Source organism: Paenibacillus sp. PsM32 (genome assembly GCF_030433815.1).
GTDB lineage: Bacteria > Bacillota > Bacilli > Paenibacillales > Paenibacillaceae > Saccharibacillus > Saccharibacillus kyungheensis.
Map to the genome: position 1 here is coordinate 926653 of NZ_JARUWY010000001.1, position 15274 is coordinate 941926.

Genomic DNA, 15274 nt, shown 5'->3' on the forward strand with positions numbered 1-15274 from the left:
CCCTTTATGATCATACCCAAATCGCATATTTCATCGAATCTCGCATATCACTAGCCACTTATCCTTTTACTGCACCCAACGTAATTCCTTTGACAAAATAACGTTGAATAAAAGGATAGATTGTTACAATTGGCAAAATGCTCACTACAATAGAAACATAACGTACCTGCAAGGTAGATACTGCTAATGCACTGGTAGACATTGATCCGCCCATTTTCTGCATCACTTCAGGCGAAGCCATAATTAACACTCTGCGTAAAAACATCTGTAGCGGTTGCAAATCCTGTTGCCCCAGATATAGGAGAGCCGAGAAAAAGTTATTCCAGTGATAGACTGCATAATAAAGTGTCAATACAGCCAGTGTAGGCTTAATGATCGGAATTGCTAATTTAAATAACATCGTAATATCGTTTGCTCCATCAATGTTAGCGCTCTCAAATATTTCATTCGGTATGCCTTCAAAAGCAGATCGACAGATCATCACATTAAATGTAATCACTAGCACAGGTAACACCATAGCCCAGCGTGTATTGTATAACCCTAACGAAGTAATTAACATATACACAGGGATCAATCCACCGGAAAAGTACATTGTAAACGCGATAAAAAAATTCAATTTGCGACGTAAAAAAAATCGAGGTCTGGATAAAGGAAATGCCGCCAAACAGGTAAATAAAATATTCAGTACAGTCCCTACAACCGTATACCAGAGTGTATTGTAAAAGGAGACCCACAGCTCTTGATACTGCAACACCATTTTGTAACCAGACAATGTAAAGCCTACCGGAAATAAAATGACTTTCTGCTGATCAATCGCTTCTACAGAACTAAATGAAATACTGAGTACATACAAGAATGGATACAAAGTCACTATAATCGCTACAATCGTCATAACATAAATCAATCCGTAAAATGTACGATCGCTTAATGATTTTTTAGGTGTAAATGTATCGCTGTTGATCTTCACATACGACCGATGCGGACTTTCGAGCATAGATTTTTTCATGGGCGTCTCCTTTAGGTACTCTGGCTACCATGTACAAAACTACCAGAGAGACATATTAGTCATACGTCTTGTTATCCGGTTCACTGTGAACACAAGCACAAATGTAATGATAGAATTAAACAAACCGACCGCTGTCGCAAATCCGTAATTTTGCCCTTCTATACCCATACGATATACATAGGTGGATAATACATCTGCTGTCTCATAGGTTGCACCGTTGTAGAGTAGATATACTTTTTCAAAACCGACACTCATAATCCCACCCAGAGATAACAGTAACAAAATAACAATCGTAGGCTTGATACTTGGTAATGTCAGATGCCATAATTCTTGAAATTTGCTAACACCATCAATTTTGCCGGAATCATACATTTCAGGATCGATGCTCATAATAGCAGCGATATAGATAATAGAGCTAAACCCAAAACTTTGCCAGATTTCAGAACTGGTAAAAATCGTTCGAAACCAACCTGCTTCCATCATAAAATTCACTTTTTCAAAACCGAATCTTGCTAACAATGTATTCACAATTCCATCAGCTGGGGATAAAAAATTGATTAACATACCGGCAACGACGACTGTGGATATAAAATGAGGTAAATACGTAATCGTTTGGGCAAATCGTTTAAACACTTGATTTTTGATCTCAACAATACATACCGCGAATAAAATAGGAATACCGAATCCAAAAAGTAGAGGTAAAAAAGCGAGTAAAAACGTATTGCGTAACAACCGCCAGAAGTAAATAGAGTGAACAAATTGAGCAAACCATTGCAACCCTACCCAGTCTCCACCGAAAATGCCATGTCCTGGTGTAAAATTTTTGAAAGCAATCAGTACACCGGGCATAGGAATATACATAAAAATCACATAATACACAAAAACAGGTGCAAACATAATCAACAAGTACTTATCACGCTTGACCAATTTCATAAATGAGATTGCTTTTTGACCCACTATAGACCACTCCCTTTCATTACTTTCATCGGTATATCTTTGAATAGTTTACTTAATTACAACGTTGTAATTTTGATATTAAAATAAAAGGATACGCAAAATATAAAGTGATTGTGATCTATATTATCATTTTAAAAGCAATATAATTAGCACAATTATTCTTTTTATTTTTAATTATCCTTTTTCCTTTTAAAATTACAACGTTGTAAATTTGGTATTTATGAATACGCTTACATTCATTTTTGTTTATTCTAGCAGACTCTTCTGTTTTTGACAATCGTTCTCTTATGAATTACCTGCTTGTTATTTAGGACCTGCATTCGCTTGGACTAGATTCGGTACATTGGCTGCCGGGTCTAACGAATAACTATACGGGAATGATGTTCCATCTGGAAATGCTGCTCCTGTGGCCGATGTTCCTGTAACTGCATTATACACATTGTTGCGTTCATAAAATTTATAAGCATCTCCATTACTGTCTAGACCAATTTGATGGCTGTTATTGGTTTTGTAAAAATAGTTATTTTCCGAAAAAATGTTACCTCCACTACCGATCTGTGCTGCATTATATTGTTGTTGTGAATAACCTTGTGCATTATTGCCTGATGGTGTTGTACTGTTATCAAAGTAGTTATCATACATATGCACATATCCACGTAACAAAGGACGTCCTTTTAGATTAGGCCCGAACCAGTTGTGATGCATAGTCACATGCAATTTGCCACCACCATAAGTATACGAATCATTTTTGTTAGAGCCGATAATCAATGCCAACCGTTCAGAAGCCAAATCTTGATTGCTTCCTACCCAGTTCCAGATTGGATTAGGATTCATTTTTAACCAGCTATCTGTAAAATAAAAGTGACTGTTTGACAAAGTCGCATAATCAGAACCTTGCGAGATCACAAATAGATCATCGCTGATATTATACATAGTGACATGATCTACCAAAATATTGCTTGTACGGCGGAAAGAGACTCCCAAATAGTTGGTGCCTATCCCACCGGGCTGTGTATCTGCTCCACTTAGGTTTTGCAAATCTTTAATATTTCCGTAAAACGTAATATTTTTGATCACTACATTTTCGATATTTGTTCCTGCTGGAAGATTTTCGCCACTAAATTTTAACTGAATATTTTGTAGTACTGCTCCTCCACCGCTTGCCCCTTCGATCGTTGTATTATTCCAATTGGTTGTAGCAAATGTAAGTGTTAATGGTTTGGCTCCACCATAAATATTGCCTTTGATCACAATATGATGTTTACCTGCATTAAAGGCATTTTTCAATTCAGCCAGTGTCGTTACTGTCACAGCGGCTTCATTTGAACCTGTTGTAGTAGCATATCCACCTGTTGATGCTGCATGTGTATAACTCATTGTGAGTCCCGGAAACAACAATGTGGATAACATGATTACACTAAGGAAAGACATCGTCATCCCTGCGAAAGATGTTTTACTTCTTTTGGTCATTGTATACCCTCCTGAATGATTATATTGTGATCGTTATACCCTGTAGACTCCCAAGCCTTTTACTGAACGATACTCCTTTCTATCGCAATCTTTTGTTACTGTTTTGCGATGTATCCAATTATATATTTCTATGTATTTTTATTCCATATACGATTAACGATGTATTTTATGATTCTATTTTCATATCGCATCTAATAAGAAATAGATTATTTAATTCAATAATTACATATAAGAATACCGAAAATTTCATATTTTTCTATTTAGTAGAAAATCATATATATTACTTTTACTAAACACACAAAAAAAGGACTAGAAAAGTAAAAAATTCTACTTTTCCAATCCTTTTATAAAATAATCATTAGAGAACGTTATTACGATCATCATAGGCTACTTAGAAATGAAAACCGACTCGACCTTCACCATTATGAAGCCATACACCTTTGCGACTTTTATCCAATTCACCGCGAAGTCCTTGAATCAATTCTTTCATATCCAATTGACCATCTTCATGCCAGTGCAATGCTGCCGAGATATACAATTCGCCCAGTTGAGCAAAAGTAAATCCTTCTGTTAACTTGGCTGTTTCCTGCACTATATCGTCTCCTGCAAATTCATGCAGACGTTTGCGATAAAAGAATTCTGCTCGTAATTTCTCATCAGGCAAAATAATCTCATACGCGCGATCAAAACGTCCGGCACGATTCATCAAACCAGGATCGATTTTTTCAGGATAGTTAGTCGTTCCGATCAAAAATACACCTTCTTTGGACGTTGCTCCATCCAATGTATTCAAAAAGAACGAACGTGCATCTTTGGGCATCGAATCGATATCTTCGATCACAAGCACCATCGGGGTCATACGCACAGCCGCATCGAACACTTCTTCGATCGATTCACTGCTTGTATACTCTGTAATCTGCCAGTACGCGACAGGTCCCGGTACACTACCAGCAATCGATTTTACCAGTGTTGTTTTACCATTACCGGGATGCCCGTATAGTAAAATACCACGTTTATACGGAATATCATACGTTTTGTAAAAAGAACGATCTTCTGCAAAAAAGCGATCTAACGAACGATAAATATCTTGTTTGATCTCTGGAGCCATAATCACATCATCGCGTGAAACGGCGCGACTCACCGGTTCCATTTGGCGATTGATGCCATGACGTGTATCTGTAAACACCGTCACACGACGCAAACTTTGCTCCCGCTGACGTACACGTACATCCCCCAGAAATTTCAATAATGATTCATCACTTGTTGCAAAAACAAGATCTTCACTGCTGACTCCATGAGGACGGAATACCGGCATACGTGCTAATGCTACACCTGCTTGCGCATACGCAAATACATTATTCATCACTGAAGGATGTACACAATAATCAGGTTCTGTACGATCTCCGTCATAGACAAAAGTACGTTCTTCCAAGCGATCATAGATACGAATAACATGCTCTACATCGGTGCTACTATGACGCAAATCTTCGTCAAGTAATTCCCAATATTCAGTATTCGGATCACTGCTTGAATATAATTTATAAGTCACTCCATAACGCGCTGTTAACGATTCTTCAATTCCTTTAATCACCCGAGCATAATCTGCATATTCGGTAGGTAATTTCTGTTCATCTTTTGTATAAATCACAATTGCTTCAGGAGTGTTTTCACTATCGATCGGTTCCACGTTAGTATGACTTGTCTGAAAAAGTGAATCCATTCATTTAGCCCCCTTGATTGCCGCAAGCGGCTTACATTTAGCGACTACAGAAGCAAGTCCTGCTCCTGTAACACTTTCAATAATCTGATCTACATCTTTATATGCTTGTGGTGACTCATCTAATATCGATTCAAGCGAACGCTGATTAACGACGATCTCATCGGCTGTACCGACTTGAAGTGAACTGGCAAATTGATCGACAGTCACTAATTTTTTGGTCGCTGACCGAGAACGTGCACGTCCTGCACCATGACAGATCGAATAATAATTATCATATCCACCGGGCTGACCCACCATAATATACGATGAAGTGCCCATCGAACCTGGGATCAATGCGGGATGACCTGTAGCGAGATAAGGCTTCGGATTACCTGCATGACCGGCTGGAAGAGCGCGAGTGGCTCCTTTACGATGAATAAATACAGCTCCTTCGTCACGCTCTTCTGCCCACGCATAGTTGTGCATTAGATCATACAATGTACGCATTTCACAGGAACGACCGAATACATCACGGAACGCTTCACGAATACTATAAGCGATCAGATGACGATTCACTGTAGCATAGTTCAGCGCCGAATACATCATATTCACATAATACTGACCTTCAGGATGAGATAAAGGTAGAAAAGCCAGTCTAGGATCGGCTGTTCCTAATCCCAATCGTTGCATCTGAGAAAGCATCACACGATTGCTTTCCTGACTAACACTTCCACCCCATGAACGTGAGCCAGAATGAATCATCACAACAATTTGTCCGTCACTCATGCCCCATGCTTCAGCGATATGACGGTTTTCTTCATCAATTTCAAGCGCTTGAATCTCTGCAAAGTGATTGCCACCACCAAGTGTGCCTAGTTGACGATGCGCTCTACCCCATGTCTGATCTCGAACACCATTTAACACTTCTTCATCAAAAGAAAAACGGCTTTCTTCTACATGAGTCAGCGATGTCGATTTTTTCGGTGTATAGCTATCCGGTACATATTTGCCCGGCAGACCATGTAATCCTTTGCGTACGACATGTTCTAATCGTAAATCTGCAAAATGTCCTCGTTGCTGGGATTCCATCGGTAAATATTTTTCGATAGCTTTGACTAATTTACGGCGTAATTTTACATCTTGCAGATCATCCCGATGCAAATTCGTCAGATGAACACGCATACCACAGCCGATATCGCTACCCACAATCGAAGGCGATACATAACCAGCACTTGCATCCCAGACCGCAGTTGTGCCAATACATGTGCCGATGCCTACATGCACATCAGGTGTATATCCCATATACTGAATACCCGGGATTTGTAAATTATTATTAGCCATATTAAATACTTTATAATCCAATCCTGCAAATAATTCTGGATTGGCATAGACATGTACACTTCCCGCAGGAAGTTTTACTTCATGAATATAAGAAGATGATATTGGAGTACTCATAATCGGTAAAACCTCTTTCAATTCAGCCCCTCTATGTTTAGAGAGGCTTCTTTATTATTGTAAACGAGTCTGCTTACAAAAGCGAAACTTCGTTTGGATACGCATATTGCAGTGTTTCCCGAAACAACTGATCTAATAGCTCATCTTGCAGTTGTTCAGAAGTAGGCATATGCACGACTTGTTGTTCTAAAATATCGATCATATCGGTTAAAAAATTCTGGATCGATGGAATCTGTTGTTCTAAATGTAATTCTTCGCCTGCTTTTTTACGAGTCAGTAGTTGATCAATATCACTACGAAGTTGCCCCGGTGGCAACATTTCGTCAATCAACTCATCAAAGCTTACCGGTGGCATCGTTCCTTTTTCATCGATCCACAGACAAGCCAGTATCGGACGCAAAACGTAAAAATACTTTTTGATTTTGACGGTGTCGCCTTGCAAGTAACCACGGAAGTTCCCTTTCGCCATATGCAGGTAATGATACATGCACGAACGAGGAGAAAAATGGTTTGGTGATACGTTTCGAATTCGCTCAGCAAGTGAACCATTTTCAGCATATAGAATAGGGGAATGCAACCATTCCAATAATGGTGGATTGGATTTGCGGAACAAATTCAATGCTTTACGCAAGTCCCAACCGTTAATATCTAACTGCTCATTAATCGGGTATTCGATAACGTCTCGCCTGTTGAAAATCGACAAATACCATTCTGGAGGATGAACATAAATAAAGCGCACATCATAGTCGCTATCTTGAGAAGGAAATCCCCATGCGCGACTACCGGATTCGCAAGCATATAAAATACGAACTTGTTGTTCTTGTTCAATACGTTTTAATTCAGTCTGAATGATAGAAGTCATGGCTTGAGTAACGGGCATGATCGATCACTCCTTTCATATGAAGGGGATGGGTGAAAATTCACTTTACGTTTTTTTGGATTAGAAACCGCTACAGAAATAAAATGGTTCTTGTCGTCGCTGTTGAAACGGAATCCCTTGATAAGACTGCAAGCAGTCGGGATTCCATTTCAAATGCGAGCGCTGCGCTCTTTCAGAATCCATTTTATTTCTTTCGCTCTGTGCTGGGTGGTACTTTTTCTTTTCAGTAAAAACGATGAGTTAGAGCGTTATTTATTTTCTCCTTTTGGAGGAGATGCAGCAATTAGATTACTGCTTTGATGATTGGTTATTTTGATTTTGTGATTTATATTTGTGTTTTATCTTTTCATTTTTATTGATGTTTGGTGTTTGGATATCAGTGTTGTGTTGATGAATATCAGTGAGCTACAAATATCCTTTTTTTATAATTGCTTGTTCTATAATTTCTTGCTTATGATATTTTTTGACGATCTTATTTTTAATTTATTTGCTGATATGGAATAGTGCATTTTAAGCTTGTTATTCGATTTATAGTTATCGTCTATAGCTATTAGTTCTATATGTTGAAAAGGTTCATTTGAATTGAATATGTCTGTTAAAGATATATTTCATTAGTAAGACGTATTCAATATTGAAATGGTTTTATTTTATGATTTTGATTTATTTGGGTTACATTAATATGTTGTACTTAGTGATTTACACTGATTATAAAAAGGTATTAAAATCCTTTTTATAAACTTTATGGATGTTAAAGACATAAAAAAGCCGCGGACCCCTGTATACGGTCTGCGGCTGGTGGTTTATGAAGCAAATAGGTGTAACGGCACTATTTGCTATCCAATAAACCCTGCATATTTAATTCGGTGCCTAATTGGATCATGGCACAGATTGAACTGGAAATTATTTAGCTAGTTAGCATCGAATATACACAATTATGTATAAAGTAACTGTTCCAATATAAACTAAGCTTTTATTTCCGTATTGCAGTTTATGTCGTCCGTAAGAGATTGAAGAACATGAAGCAAGTGTATGAAGTTTTCAAGCAGCAGTTGATATTACGTTCATCTTGTAATCCTAGATCAATATGCTGATCCGGCTGATACGGGTTCTGAATATTCATATCGTTGCGTAAAATCATGTCCTTCAACCTCCTTCCTTGTTTATAATATAGCCATCATACTCGGTATATTTTGACATTGTCAATTCCATATTTGGAAAATAGGTCTATAGACACAAGCTTTTCAGGGTTATATAAAGACCTATTTTGGTGCGAAAATAACGTATTTCAACATATTTATATGACATATCATTATAGTCGGAAATGGTTATAATTCCATAAAATGACTGGTATAATCGGGTCAGTGTACAGCACACTAATCCCATTATTCAAGGAGGACATTTATGGTTACTCAATGGATTCGTCATCGTCTAGGGTCTCGTTTTTTGGTATTCACGGTTGTATTATCGTTGGTTATGGTTTTACCGCTTCAGGCTTCAGCCGCTTCCTCATCTACAGCCTATGATAAGCTCAATTTTGCTAACAATAAGTACTATGTATTTAACAATGTGTGGGGTCAGGATACGGTTCAAGGATGGTGGCAAACAGTCTATCATAACAGTGATACCGATCTAGGCTGGGTATGGCACTGGCCAAGCACTACATCTTCTGTCAAAGCGTATCCATCGCTTGTTAGCGGATGGCATTGGACAGAAGGATATACACCGAGTAGTGGTTTCCCTACTCGACTTTCCGACAATAAAAATATCAATACCAATGTAGCGTATTCTATCAAAGCAGACGGAACGTACAATGCGGCTTATGATATCTGGTTCCACAATACGAACAAAGCTAGTTGGGATTCTACCCCTACCGATGAAGTAATGATCTGGTTGAATAATACGAATGCAGGGCCACTTGGTTCTTATGTTGAGACCGTCACGATCGGCGGCAGTAGCTGGAAAGTGCACAAAGGTTGGCTTGATGCTGGGAATGGCAAAGGGTGGAATGTGTTTTCTTTTGTACGTACTTCTAATATCTCTAGCGCTTCATTGAATGTGAAAAACTTTACCGATTATCTAGTGAACAGCAAAAAATGGATGGCAAATACGAAATATGTAAGTAGTGTTGAATTTGGTACAGAAATATTCGGTGGTGATGGTCAAATTAATTTTTCGAAATGGAATGTAGCGGTACAATAACATAGCAAAAATAAAGGCTAGTCATACCAAGAATATCCTCTTGTGCGACTAGCCTTTATTGATTTCCTTATTAACATTTACGACAAATAGTTATAATAGAGTTACTTTTACTTTCTAAAGATTGGCAGTTCCACCCTCCATATTGATGCAAAACTTCAAATCCATGTTGATGCAGCATACGCAACAGTTCTTGTGGAAATGTATATTTAATATGTATATATTCTTGAGTGGTTGTGAGCAACTGATTCAACTCATTATCATACACTTCTTTTTGAATAGTACATTCTAATATTTGCGATATAAGATCATACTGTTCATAATGATGTTCAATTACCTTTTGTTGGTTATGATTTATATATTCTTCTGTATATCGATCTATTTCTTTGAGTTCATCCAGCTTTGTCATACGTGTATCAAATATAAATATACCTCCTGTGGATAAGTGTTCATACACTTTTATTAACATTTCATCTTGTTGACTATTTGTTAATATATGCTGAAACGTATTGCCTACCATATACATCATTGAATATGCTTTTTCTAATTGTAAATCGGTTAAATTCATACAATAAAAATTTGGTTTTACCACATACATTTCCGCTTTTTGTTTTGCTAGTTCTAACATTTCTTTACTAAGATCTACGCCATCTACTATTTTGCCTTCGTCCACTAACCGAAATAAAATTCTACCTGTTCCACAACCCAAATCTAATATACGACCCTTTGTACGATTTGCCCATTCTTGTATCAATTCATAATCTTCAACATAAGATCCGTATTTATGGTCATACTCTTTTGCATTTTCATATATACTTTTTTTATTTGAAATTTCCACTGTTTATTTTCCTTTCTACACGCTTTAATTATCTTTAAATTCATCTTCTATTAACAATTGTCTGATATACTGCTTTACTAGTGTAAAGAATGGTTATGGATGATTGAGGTGAATATATGTCTAGAGAACGGATCAATGAATGGGCATTGCTACGTGGGTTTGCCTTTTTAGCGGTTGTGATGCAACATTCGATTGGTGAATATATTTATCGAAGTGGCAGTATACAAGCTGATTCGATAATGTTAGGTATGCTTTATCATTTTACACGATTTGGTACGTTAACGTTTGTCTTTTTAGCCGGAGCTATTTTATTTTATCAATATGGAGATGGACGCAAATACCGTTCGGTTATCTTTAGACGAATTGGCGATATCTATGTTCCTTTTGTTGTATGGACAATCATTTATTGGATCGTCATGCAGTGGATATTTAATGCGCCATTGCTTCGAGCAGATAGTTTGCAAGATATTGTACAACAATTATTCGCACCTACCAATGGATATCATCTCTGGTTTGTAATTATGATTTTTCAATTTTATCTGTTATTTCCGCTTTTCCGCTGGCTCGGTAAGCAATTTCAAACACGATTATTGGACAATCGCTCACTACACGAGCAAAAGCGACATATCGTTATTATGTTAATCGTCATCGGAATCATCTATGGCTGGTTAATGTGGTTATGTTATTATGCTATGCCTACGTGGAATGTACAGGGGATCTGGAAAATTATTTTAGATCATCGTACTAGCGAATTTATGTTTTACTTTTTTTATTTTGTACTGGGTGGAATCTGTGGTTCTGCAATTCAGCGTTGGAGAGCGATGATCATCAAAATACTACCTTGGACGGCTGTATCGTTTTTGATTATGTATATCTGGTTAGGTTATGATCTGTTACGCTTTGATCCTGTAGCTATTAATCTAAATGTATCGACATATCTCAAGCCGACTACCTTTTTGGCGGTCGTGAGTCATATGTTGTTGATGTACGGATTAGCTTTGTACCTTGTAGAACGAAAAGGTGTAATGGTTCGCTTTCTTCAGTGGTGTGGACGTTACTCCTTTGGTGGTTATCTATCTCATGCCCTGATATTGATGGGCGTATCTTACTTTACCCGCCAGATCACAGCGCCTGGACTGAATCTTGTGCTCACAATCCTTACCTTTATGATTGTAGCTCCTACAGCTATCGCACTAACGAGCGGACTCTCTCGCTTACCGGGAGGACAATGGTTAACCGGATCGGCAGGTAAAAAAGGGAAACATTCGATACGCACTCATGCTTCCAGACCGCAATCCACATTGCCTCAAGATTCTTAAATAAATAAAACCGCTATGTTCTCTTGTGACAGAGAATGTAGCGGTTTTATTTGTGCTGTTATCAGCTTATCCCATATGTTACGAACATATAGAGCATGATTACCAAGATTCACTTGATCCATTTCTTGCATTGCATACTTTAGGATTAAAGTGGTAAACGAACAGAGAACTCTGTCCATTCTTCATCACTTTCAACCCGAATAATCCCCCGATGTTTGGACAAAATTTTCTGTACTATCGCCAGACCTAATCCTGAATTTTTGCGGTTAAGCGGCTTGGTACTGAATCCTGCTTCGAAAATTTGTTGTTTTAATTTTTCGGGAATCGGATTGCCATTATTTCCAACTGTGAAGGTTAACTGTTCTCCGCGAACACGTCCGGTCACTTTGACCATTTTATCCGGTTTGTCGGTTTCGCTCACAGCATCAAAAGCGTTATCAATTAGATTACTAACAATCTTAACCAGTTCTGTCGATTTGACTGTCCCAAATTGAACCGATTTGAGATTACTGATATCATATTCGAACTTGATTCGACGGTCATACGCTTGTGTGGTTTTGGCTTGAATCAATGCAGATAATGCAGGCAGATTGATATTGATAATCTGATTCATCGCAATCGATTCCCCTACCAGTTCAGCGGTATACGTCGATAAGTCGTCATATTTTTTCATTTTGACCAATAATTGAATCGTATTCACATGGTTGTTGAAATCATGACGTTGTTCTTTGATCGAGTTAAAAAGGGCGTCTATATTTTCCAAATAGACATTTTGCACACTTTGCGCTGCTGCTTCGGTGCGACGATTCAGAATAGTGATCAATCCTAATACCAACGCAATAATAGCGATTGAACAAGCAGAAATCGTCAGTGTTAATCGGATCAATTGTTCATTAAGTGTCTGCTGAACTTCTGTCAAATCCGATACGACCGTTATAATAGCAGGATACGTTAACTCTACCGGTATAAATGTTTTGAGCACAGGGACATTATCAAATTCATCTGTAATAGATATGGTATTCCCTGATTTATTAACTTGCTTAATATTTGTTTTGTCGGTAGCACTCTTATAAGAGTAATCGTTATATAATGTCTCATTATCAGAGTACCAGATCACACCATGCGAATTGAATTGATTCGCTTGATCGAGAAAGATAGGCGGATTAAAAATAGCAATCCCTAATGTCTGACGACTACGCTCACCATTCAGGATTTCACGAATAATCGCTTCTACGCCTGTTTTTTCTTGAAATTCTCGTACAGACTTATCATTCGTATAGACATTTATCACATAATTCGTTTTGCCATCGTAGTAATAACCCCACTTTTCACCAGCAGAGTTAGCATTATCTACTTTGGAGATCATAGGCGCTCCCCAATAATCAGGTAGCTTCTGTCCAATATCGACAGTAGGCGTTTTGCGAGCAAGCAATTCTTGAACCGCTTTGAGCCAATCTGCTCGCCATTCTTCTTTCACCGATAATTCATTAGGGTCTGAAGAACGTATAGGAACAATATTATTACCTGAAGGAGCTAACAGTGTAATCCGATCTACACCTACTTCTTTGCTCACTTCAGCAAGTTGTTGATTGGTAACTTCATTCATGTCTGACCCAATCTTAGACTGTGCAGCTTGAGCTGCCATTCTCAGGTTCTCGCCTATCAAGTCCTCTACAAAAGCTTCTCCACTTTGAGATAATTTGATAGATGATCTAATCTGATCAGTGATTGCACGCATATTTTGTTCTTGGACCGAAATCAATGCTTTTCGTGTTGTTACATAATAGGTAGTATTCACAATAATCAACACAACTGTCATAACAGCCAAAATATATACAGTCACCGGAAAAGGTTTGGGTACCAGGCTCTTACGTTGTTTCATTTTAGGAAATTAACCCCCATCTATATCAGCCGCACTTGCTCCATGCCTTTTAGCCGTATTAAAAATCTAAATGCCCGAATATCGACAAAATTCGATTCTTTTTTTAGTATCATACCATGAACCGCATAGGACTACACCTTATTTCCATAAAACCGGACTATTAATTTATGGAAAAGATACCTTTATTTATTGTAACGTAGCGGACTGAATAAATCTATAAATAAAGGTCCTGTCAGCACTGTAAATGCTATTCAGGACCTTTTTTTGGATAACTAGACTATACAATTTATAGAAATAGCTTACTTTAAGGAATGTTTACGTTCAGTCCACCATTCCATGTATTGATTTTCGATCATTTCATATTCATGCTGTTCATACTGCTCACGCTCGGAAGAAGAGATCAATCCTTCTTCATCTTCGTACATATGCCATAAGTCGGAAAACAAATAATCTTTGATTTGGACGTATTGTCCTTGCTCTCTACCATTGAACCAAATGATGCCTTTGGTTGTACGCATGATAATACGTGCTTCATCCATAGTACTGGCTTTTTGACCCACACGAATACTAGCGATCATTTGTCCAAACGTATACCATTTCATCTCATTTGGTCCTAGCGTTCAATCAATTTGAAATCATCGTAATGGAATCCCGGTGCCACCACACATGATACAAATACAGGATCATTCCCAAGTGGTCTAGCCATTTGCCATTCTCCTGCTGGAATCAATACTTGTGGTGTCTGTCCAGCTTCGATATCCATACCCAAAATCATTTTTTTGCCTTCTACTGGTTGATCGCCTTTACCACCTAGCGTTAATTCTAGTGGGCTACCGGAATGAATCAACCACAATTCATCAGAGTGAACAACATGCCAATCTGAGATTTCATCACCATGCAGTATAAAATAGATCGATGTTGCTGAGAAACGCGGTCCTGAATATTGTTCTGGTAAAATATCTTTTGGAATTTCAAAAGAAGCTTTCCACATTTCTTTATACCAACCGCCTTCGCGGTGTTCATTCATATCTAGCAATTTAACTAACGGTGATAAAGGTAATTTGGTTCCCATGTATCATGACCTTCTTTCCTCAGAGTTTGGAGTATTTTACTTAGTCAGCAATACTAATTAACGGTTGGGTCGTGATCGTCACATTACCAGCAATCGCACGTGAGATCATACAAGACTGCTCTGCTTTGTGTGCAAGTACAGTTGCTTTTTCAACTTGATCGGCTGATTCGGCACTTAAGACAATTTCAGGTCGATGAATCAATTGTTCGTACGTAAAAATATTATTGGTCACATCTACAATACCTTCAGACTTCATCGTCAGACGTGCAACAGTAATATTGGAACGTTCAAGCATCGCTGCAAGTGTAATAATATAACAAGTTGCGGCTGCTCCTAACAACATCTCATCAGGATTAGTACCTATACCTGGTCCGCCCATAGGTTGCGGAATGGAGATCGCTGTTTTGAGATTGCCTGACTCGATCGTTCCTTCGCTATTACGTCCACCCTGCCAATTAGCATCCAATACAAATTGGTGTTTCATAATACATTCATCTCCT

14 protein-coding genes are annotated in these 15274 nt (G+C 38.1%); 2 read left to right on the forward strand and 12 right to left on the reverse strand.

Going from position 1 to position 15274, the window contains the following annotated elements; translation table 11 throughout:
- Positions 1-58: 58 nt before the first annotated feature.
- The 7 genes from QCD85_RS04240 to QCD85_RS04270 all read right to left on the reverse strand — a co-directional run bounded on the left by QCD85_RS04240 (position 59) and on the right by QCD85_RS04270 (position 8605).
- On the reverse strand, positions 59-1006 hold the full coding sequence (locus QCD85_RS04240; RefSeq protein WP_301261722.1) for a carbohydrate ABC transporter permease: 948 nt from the start codon (positions 1004-1006) through the stop codon (positions 59-61).
- 39 nt (positions 1007-1045) lie between these two features.
- A complete protein-coding gene (locus QCD85_RS04245) occupies positions 1046-1939 on the reverse strand; it encodes an ABC transporter permease (protein ID WP_420540661.1) in 894 nt (297 codons plus the stop codon).
- Positions 1940-2266: 327 nt separating this feature from the next.
- Positions 2267-3433 (reverse strand): pectate lyase family protein, encoded by a 1167-nt coding sequence (locus tag QCD85_RS04250; protein WP_301261723.1) that lies wholly within the window; start codon positions 3431-3433, stop codon positions 2267-2269.
- A 391-nt stretch (positions 3434-3824) separates the two neighbouring features.
- Positions 3825-5153, reverse strand: coding sequence for an AAA family ATPase (locus tag QCD85_RS04255; protein ID WP_273615154.1), 1329 nt, complete (start codon positions 5151-5153; stop codon positions 3825-3827).
- Complete coding sequence (locus QCD85_RS04260; RefSeq protein WP_204825365.1) at positions 5154-6587, reverse strand: RtcB family protein; 1434 nt, start codon at positions 6585-6587, stop codon at positions 5154-5156. It abuts the gene before it with no gap.
- A gap of 73 nt (positions 6588-6660) precedes the next feature.
- The gene (locus QCD85_RS04265; RefSeq protein WP_301261724.1) at positions 6661-7467 is read right to left on the reverse strand and encodes a nucleotidyltransferase domain-containing protein; all 807 of its coding nucleotides are present in this window, start codon (positions 7465-7467) and stop codon (positions 6661-6663) included.
- A 988-nt stretch (positions 7468-8455) separates the two neighbouring features.
- Positions 8456-8605, reverse strand: coding sequence for a hypothetical protein (locus QCD85_RS04270; protein ID WP_273615151.1), 150 nt, complete (start codon positions 8603-8605; stop codon positions 8456-8458).
- A 335-nt stretch (positions 8606-8940) separates the two neighbouring features.
- Between QCD85_RS04270 and QCD85_RS04275 the strand changes: the two genes are divergently transcribed.
- Positions 8941-9666, forward strand: a complete 726-nt coding sequence (locus QCD85_RS04275) for a GH12 family glycosyl hydrolase domain-containing protein (RefSeq protein ID WP_441005602.1) — start codon at positions 8941-8943, stop codon at positions 9664-9666.
- 70 nt (positions 9667-9736) lie between these two features.
- Here the strand turns inward: QCD85_RS04275 and QCD85_RS04280 are convergent, their stop codons facing one another.
- Positions 9737-10501, reverse strand: a complete 765-nt coding sequence (locus QCD85_RS04280) for a class I SAM-dependent DNA methyltransferase (protein ID WP_301261726.1) — start codon at positions 10499-10501, stop codon at positions 9737-9739.
- A gap of 116 nt (positions 10502-10617) precedes the next feature.
- On the opposite strand from QCD85_RS04280, the gene QCD85_RS04285 reads away from it, so the two are divergent.
- The gene (locus tag QCD85_RS04285) at positions 10618-11820 is read left to right on the forward strand and encodes an acyltransferase (protein ID WP_301261727.1); all 1203 of its coding nucleotides are present in this window, start codon (positions 10618-10620) and stop codon (positions 11818-11820) included.
- Between the two features lie 145 nt (positions 11821-11965).
- Here the strand turns inward: QCD85_RS04285 and QCD85_RS04290 are convergent, their stop codons facing one another.
- The 4 genes from QCD85_RS04290 to QCD85_RS04305 form a co-directional block, all read right to left on the reverse strand.
- Entirely contained in the window at positions 11966-13702 is a 1737-nt protein-coding gene (locus QCD85_RS04290) for a sensor histidine kinase (protein ID WP_273615148.1), read from the reverse strand.
- 299 nt (positions 13703-14001) lie between these two features.
- The gene (locus QCD85_RS04295; protein ID WP_301261728.1) at positions 14002-14304 is read right to left on the reverse strand and encodes a hypothetical protein; all 303 of its coding nucleotides are present in this window, start codon (positions 14302-14304) and stop codon (positions 14002-14004) included.
- A gap of 11 nt (positions 14305-14315) precedes the next feature.
- Complete coding sequence (locus QCD85_RS04300) at positions 14316-14774, reverse strand: cupin domain-containing protein (protein WP_204825371.1); 459 nt, start codon at positions 14772-14774, stop codon at positions 14316-14318.
- 40 nt (positions 14775-14814) lie between these two features.
- Complete coding sequence (locus QCD85_RS04305; RefSeq protein ID WP_273615146.1) at positions 14815-15258, reverse strand: OsmC family protein; 444 nt, start codon at positions 15256-15258, stop codon at positions 14815-14817.
- Positions 15259-15274: the final 16 nt, after the last annotated feature.

Bases quoted from the DNA above. Each gene is read 5' to 3' on its own strand.
- QCD85_RS04300 (WP_204825371.1), bottom strand. From the start codon at position 14,774: ATGGGAACCAAATTACCTTTATCACCGTTAGTTAAATTGCTAGATATG.
- QCD85_RS04240 (WP_301261722.1), bottom strand. From the start codon at position 1,006: ATGAAAAAATCTATGCTCGAAAGTCCGCATCGGTCGTATGTGAAGATC.
- QCD85_RS04295 (WP_301261728.1), bottom strand. From the start codon at position 14,304: ATGAAATGGTATACGTTTGGACAAATGATCGCTAGTATTCGTGTGGGT.
- QCD85_RS04245 (WP_420540661.1), bottom strand. From the start codon at position 1,939: ATGAAATTGGTCAAGCGTGATAAGTACTTGTTGATTATGTTTGCACCT.
- QCD85_RS04255 (WP_273615154.1), bottom strand. From the start codon at position 5,153: ATGGATTCACTTTTTCAGACAAGTCATACTAACGTGGAACCGATCGAT.
- QCD85_RS04290 (WP_273615148.1), bottom strand. From the start codon at position 13,702: ATGAAACAACGTAAGAGCCTGGTACCCAAACCTTTTCCGGTGACTGTA.
- QCD85_RS04250 (WP_301261723.1), bottom strand. From the start codon at position 3,433: ATGACCAAAAGAAGTAAAACATCTTTCGCAGGGATGACGATGTCTTTC.
- QCD85_RS04265 (WP_301261724.1), bottom strand. From the start codon at position 7,467: ATGCCCGTTACTCAAGCCATGACTTCTATCATTCAGACTGAATTAAAA.
- QCD85_RS04260 (WP_204825365.1), bottom strand. From the start codon at position 6,587: ATGAGTACTCCAATATCATCTTCTTATATTCATGAAGTAAAACTTCCT.
- QCD85_RS04275 (WP_441005602.1), top strand. From the start codon at position 8,941: ATGGTTTTACCGCTTCAGGCTTCAGCCGCTTCCTCATCTACAGCCTAT.
- QCD85_RS04285 (WP_301261727.1), top strand. From the start codon at position 10,618: ATGTCTAGAGAACGGATCAATGAATGGGCATTGCTACGTGGGTTTGCC.
- QCD85_RS04305 (WP_273615146.1), bottom strand. From the start codon at position 15,258: ATGAAACACCAATTTGTATTGGATGCTAATTGGCAGGGTGGACGTAAT.
- QCD85_RS04270 (WP_273615151.1), bottom strand. From the start codon at position 8,605: ATGATTTTACGCAACGATATGAATATTCAGAACCCGTATCAGCCGGAT.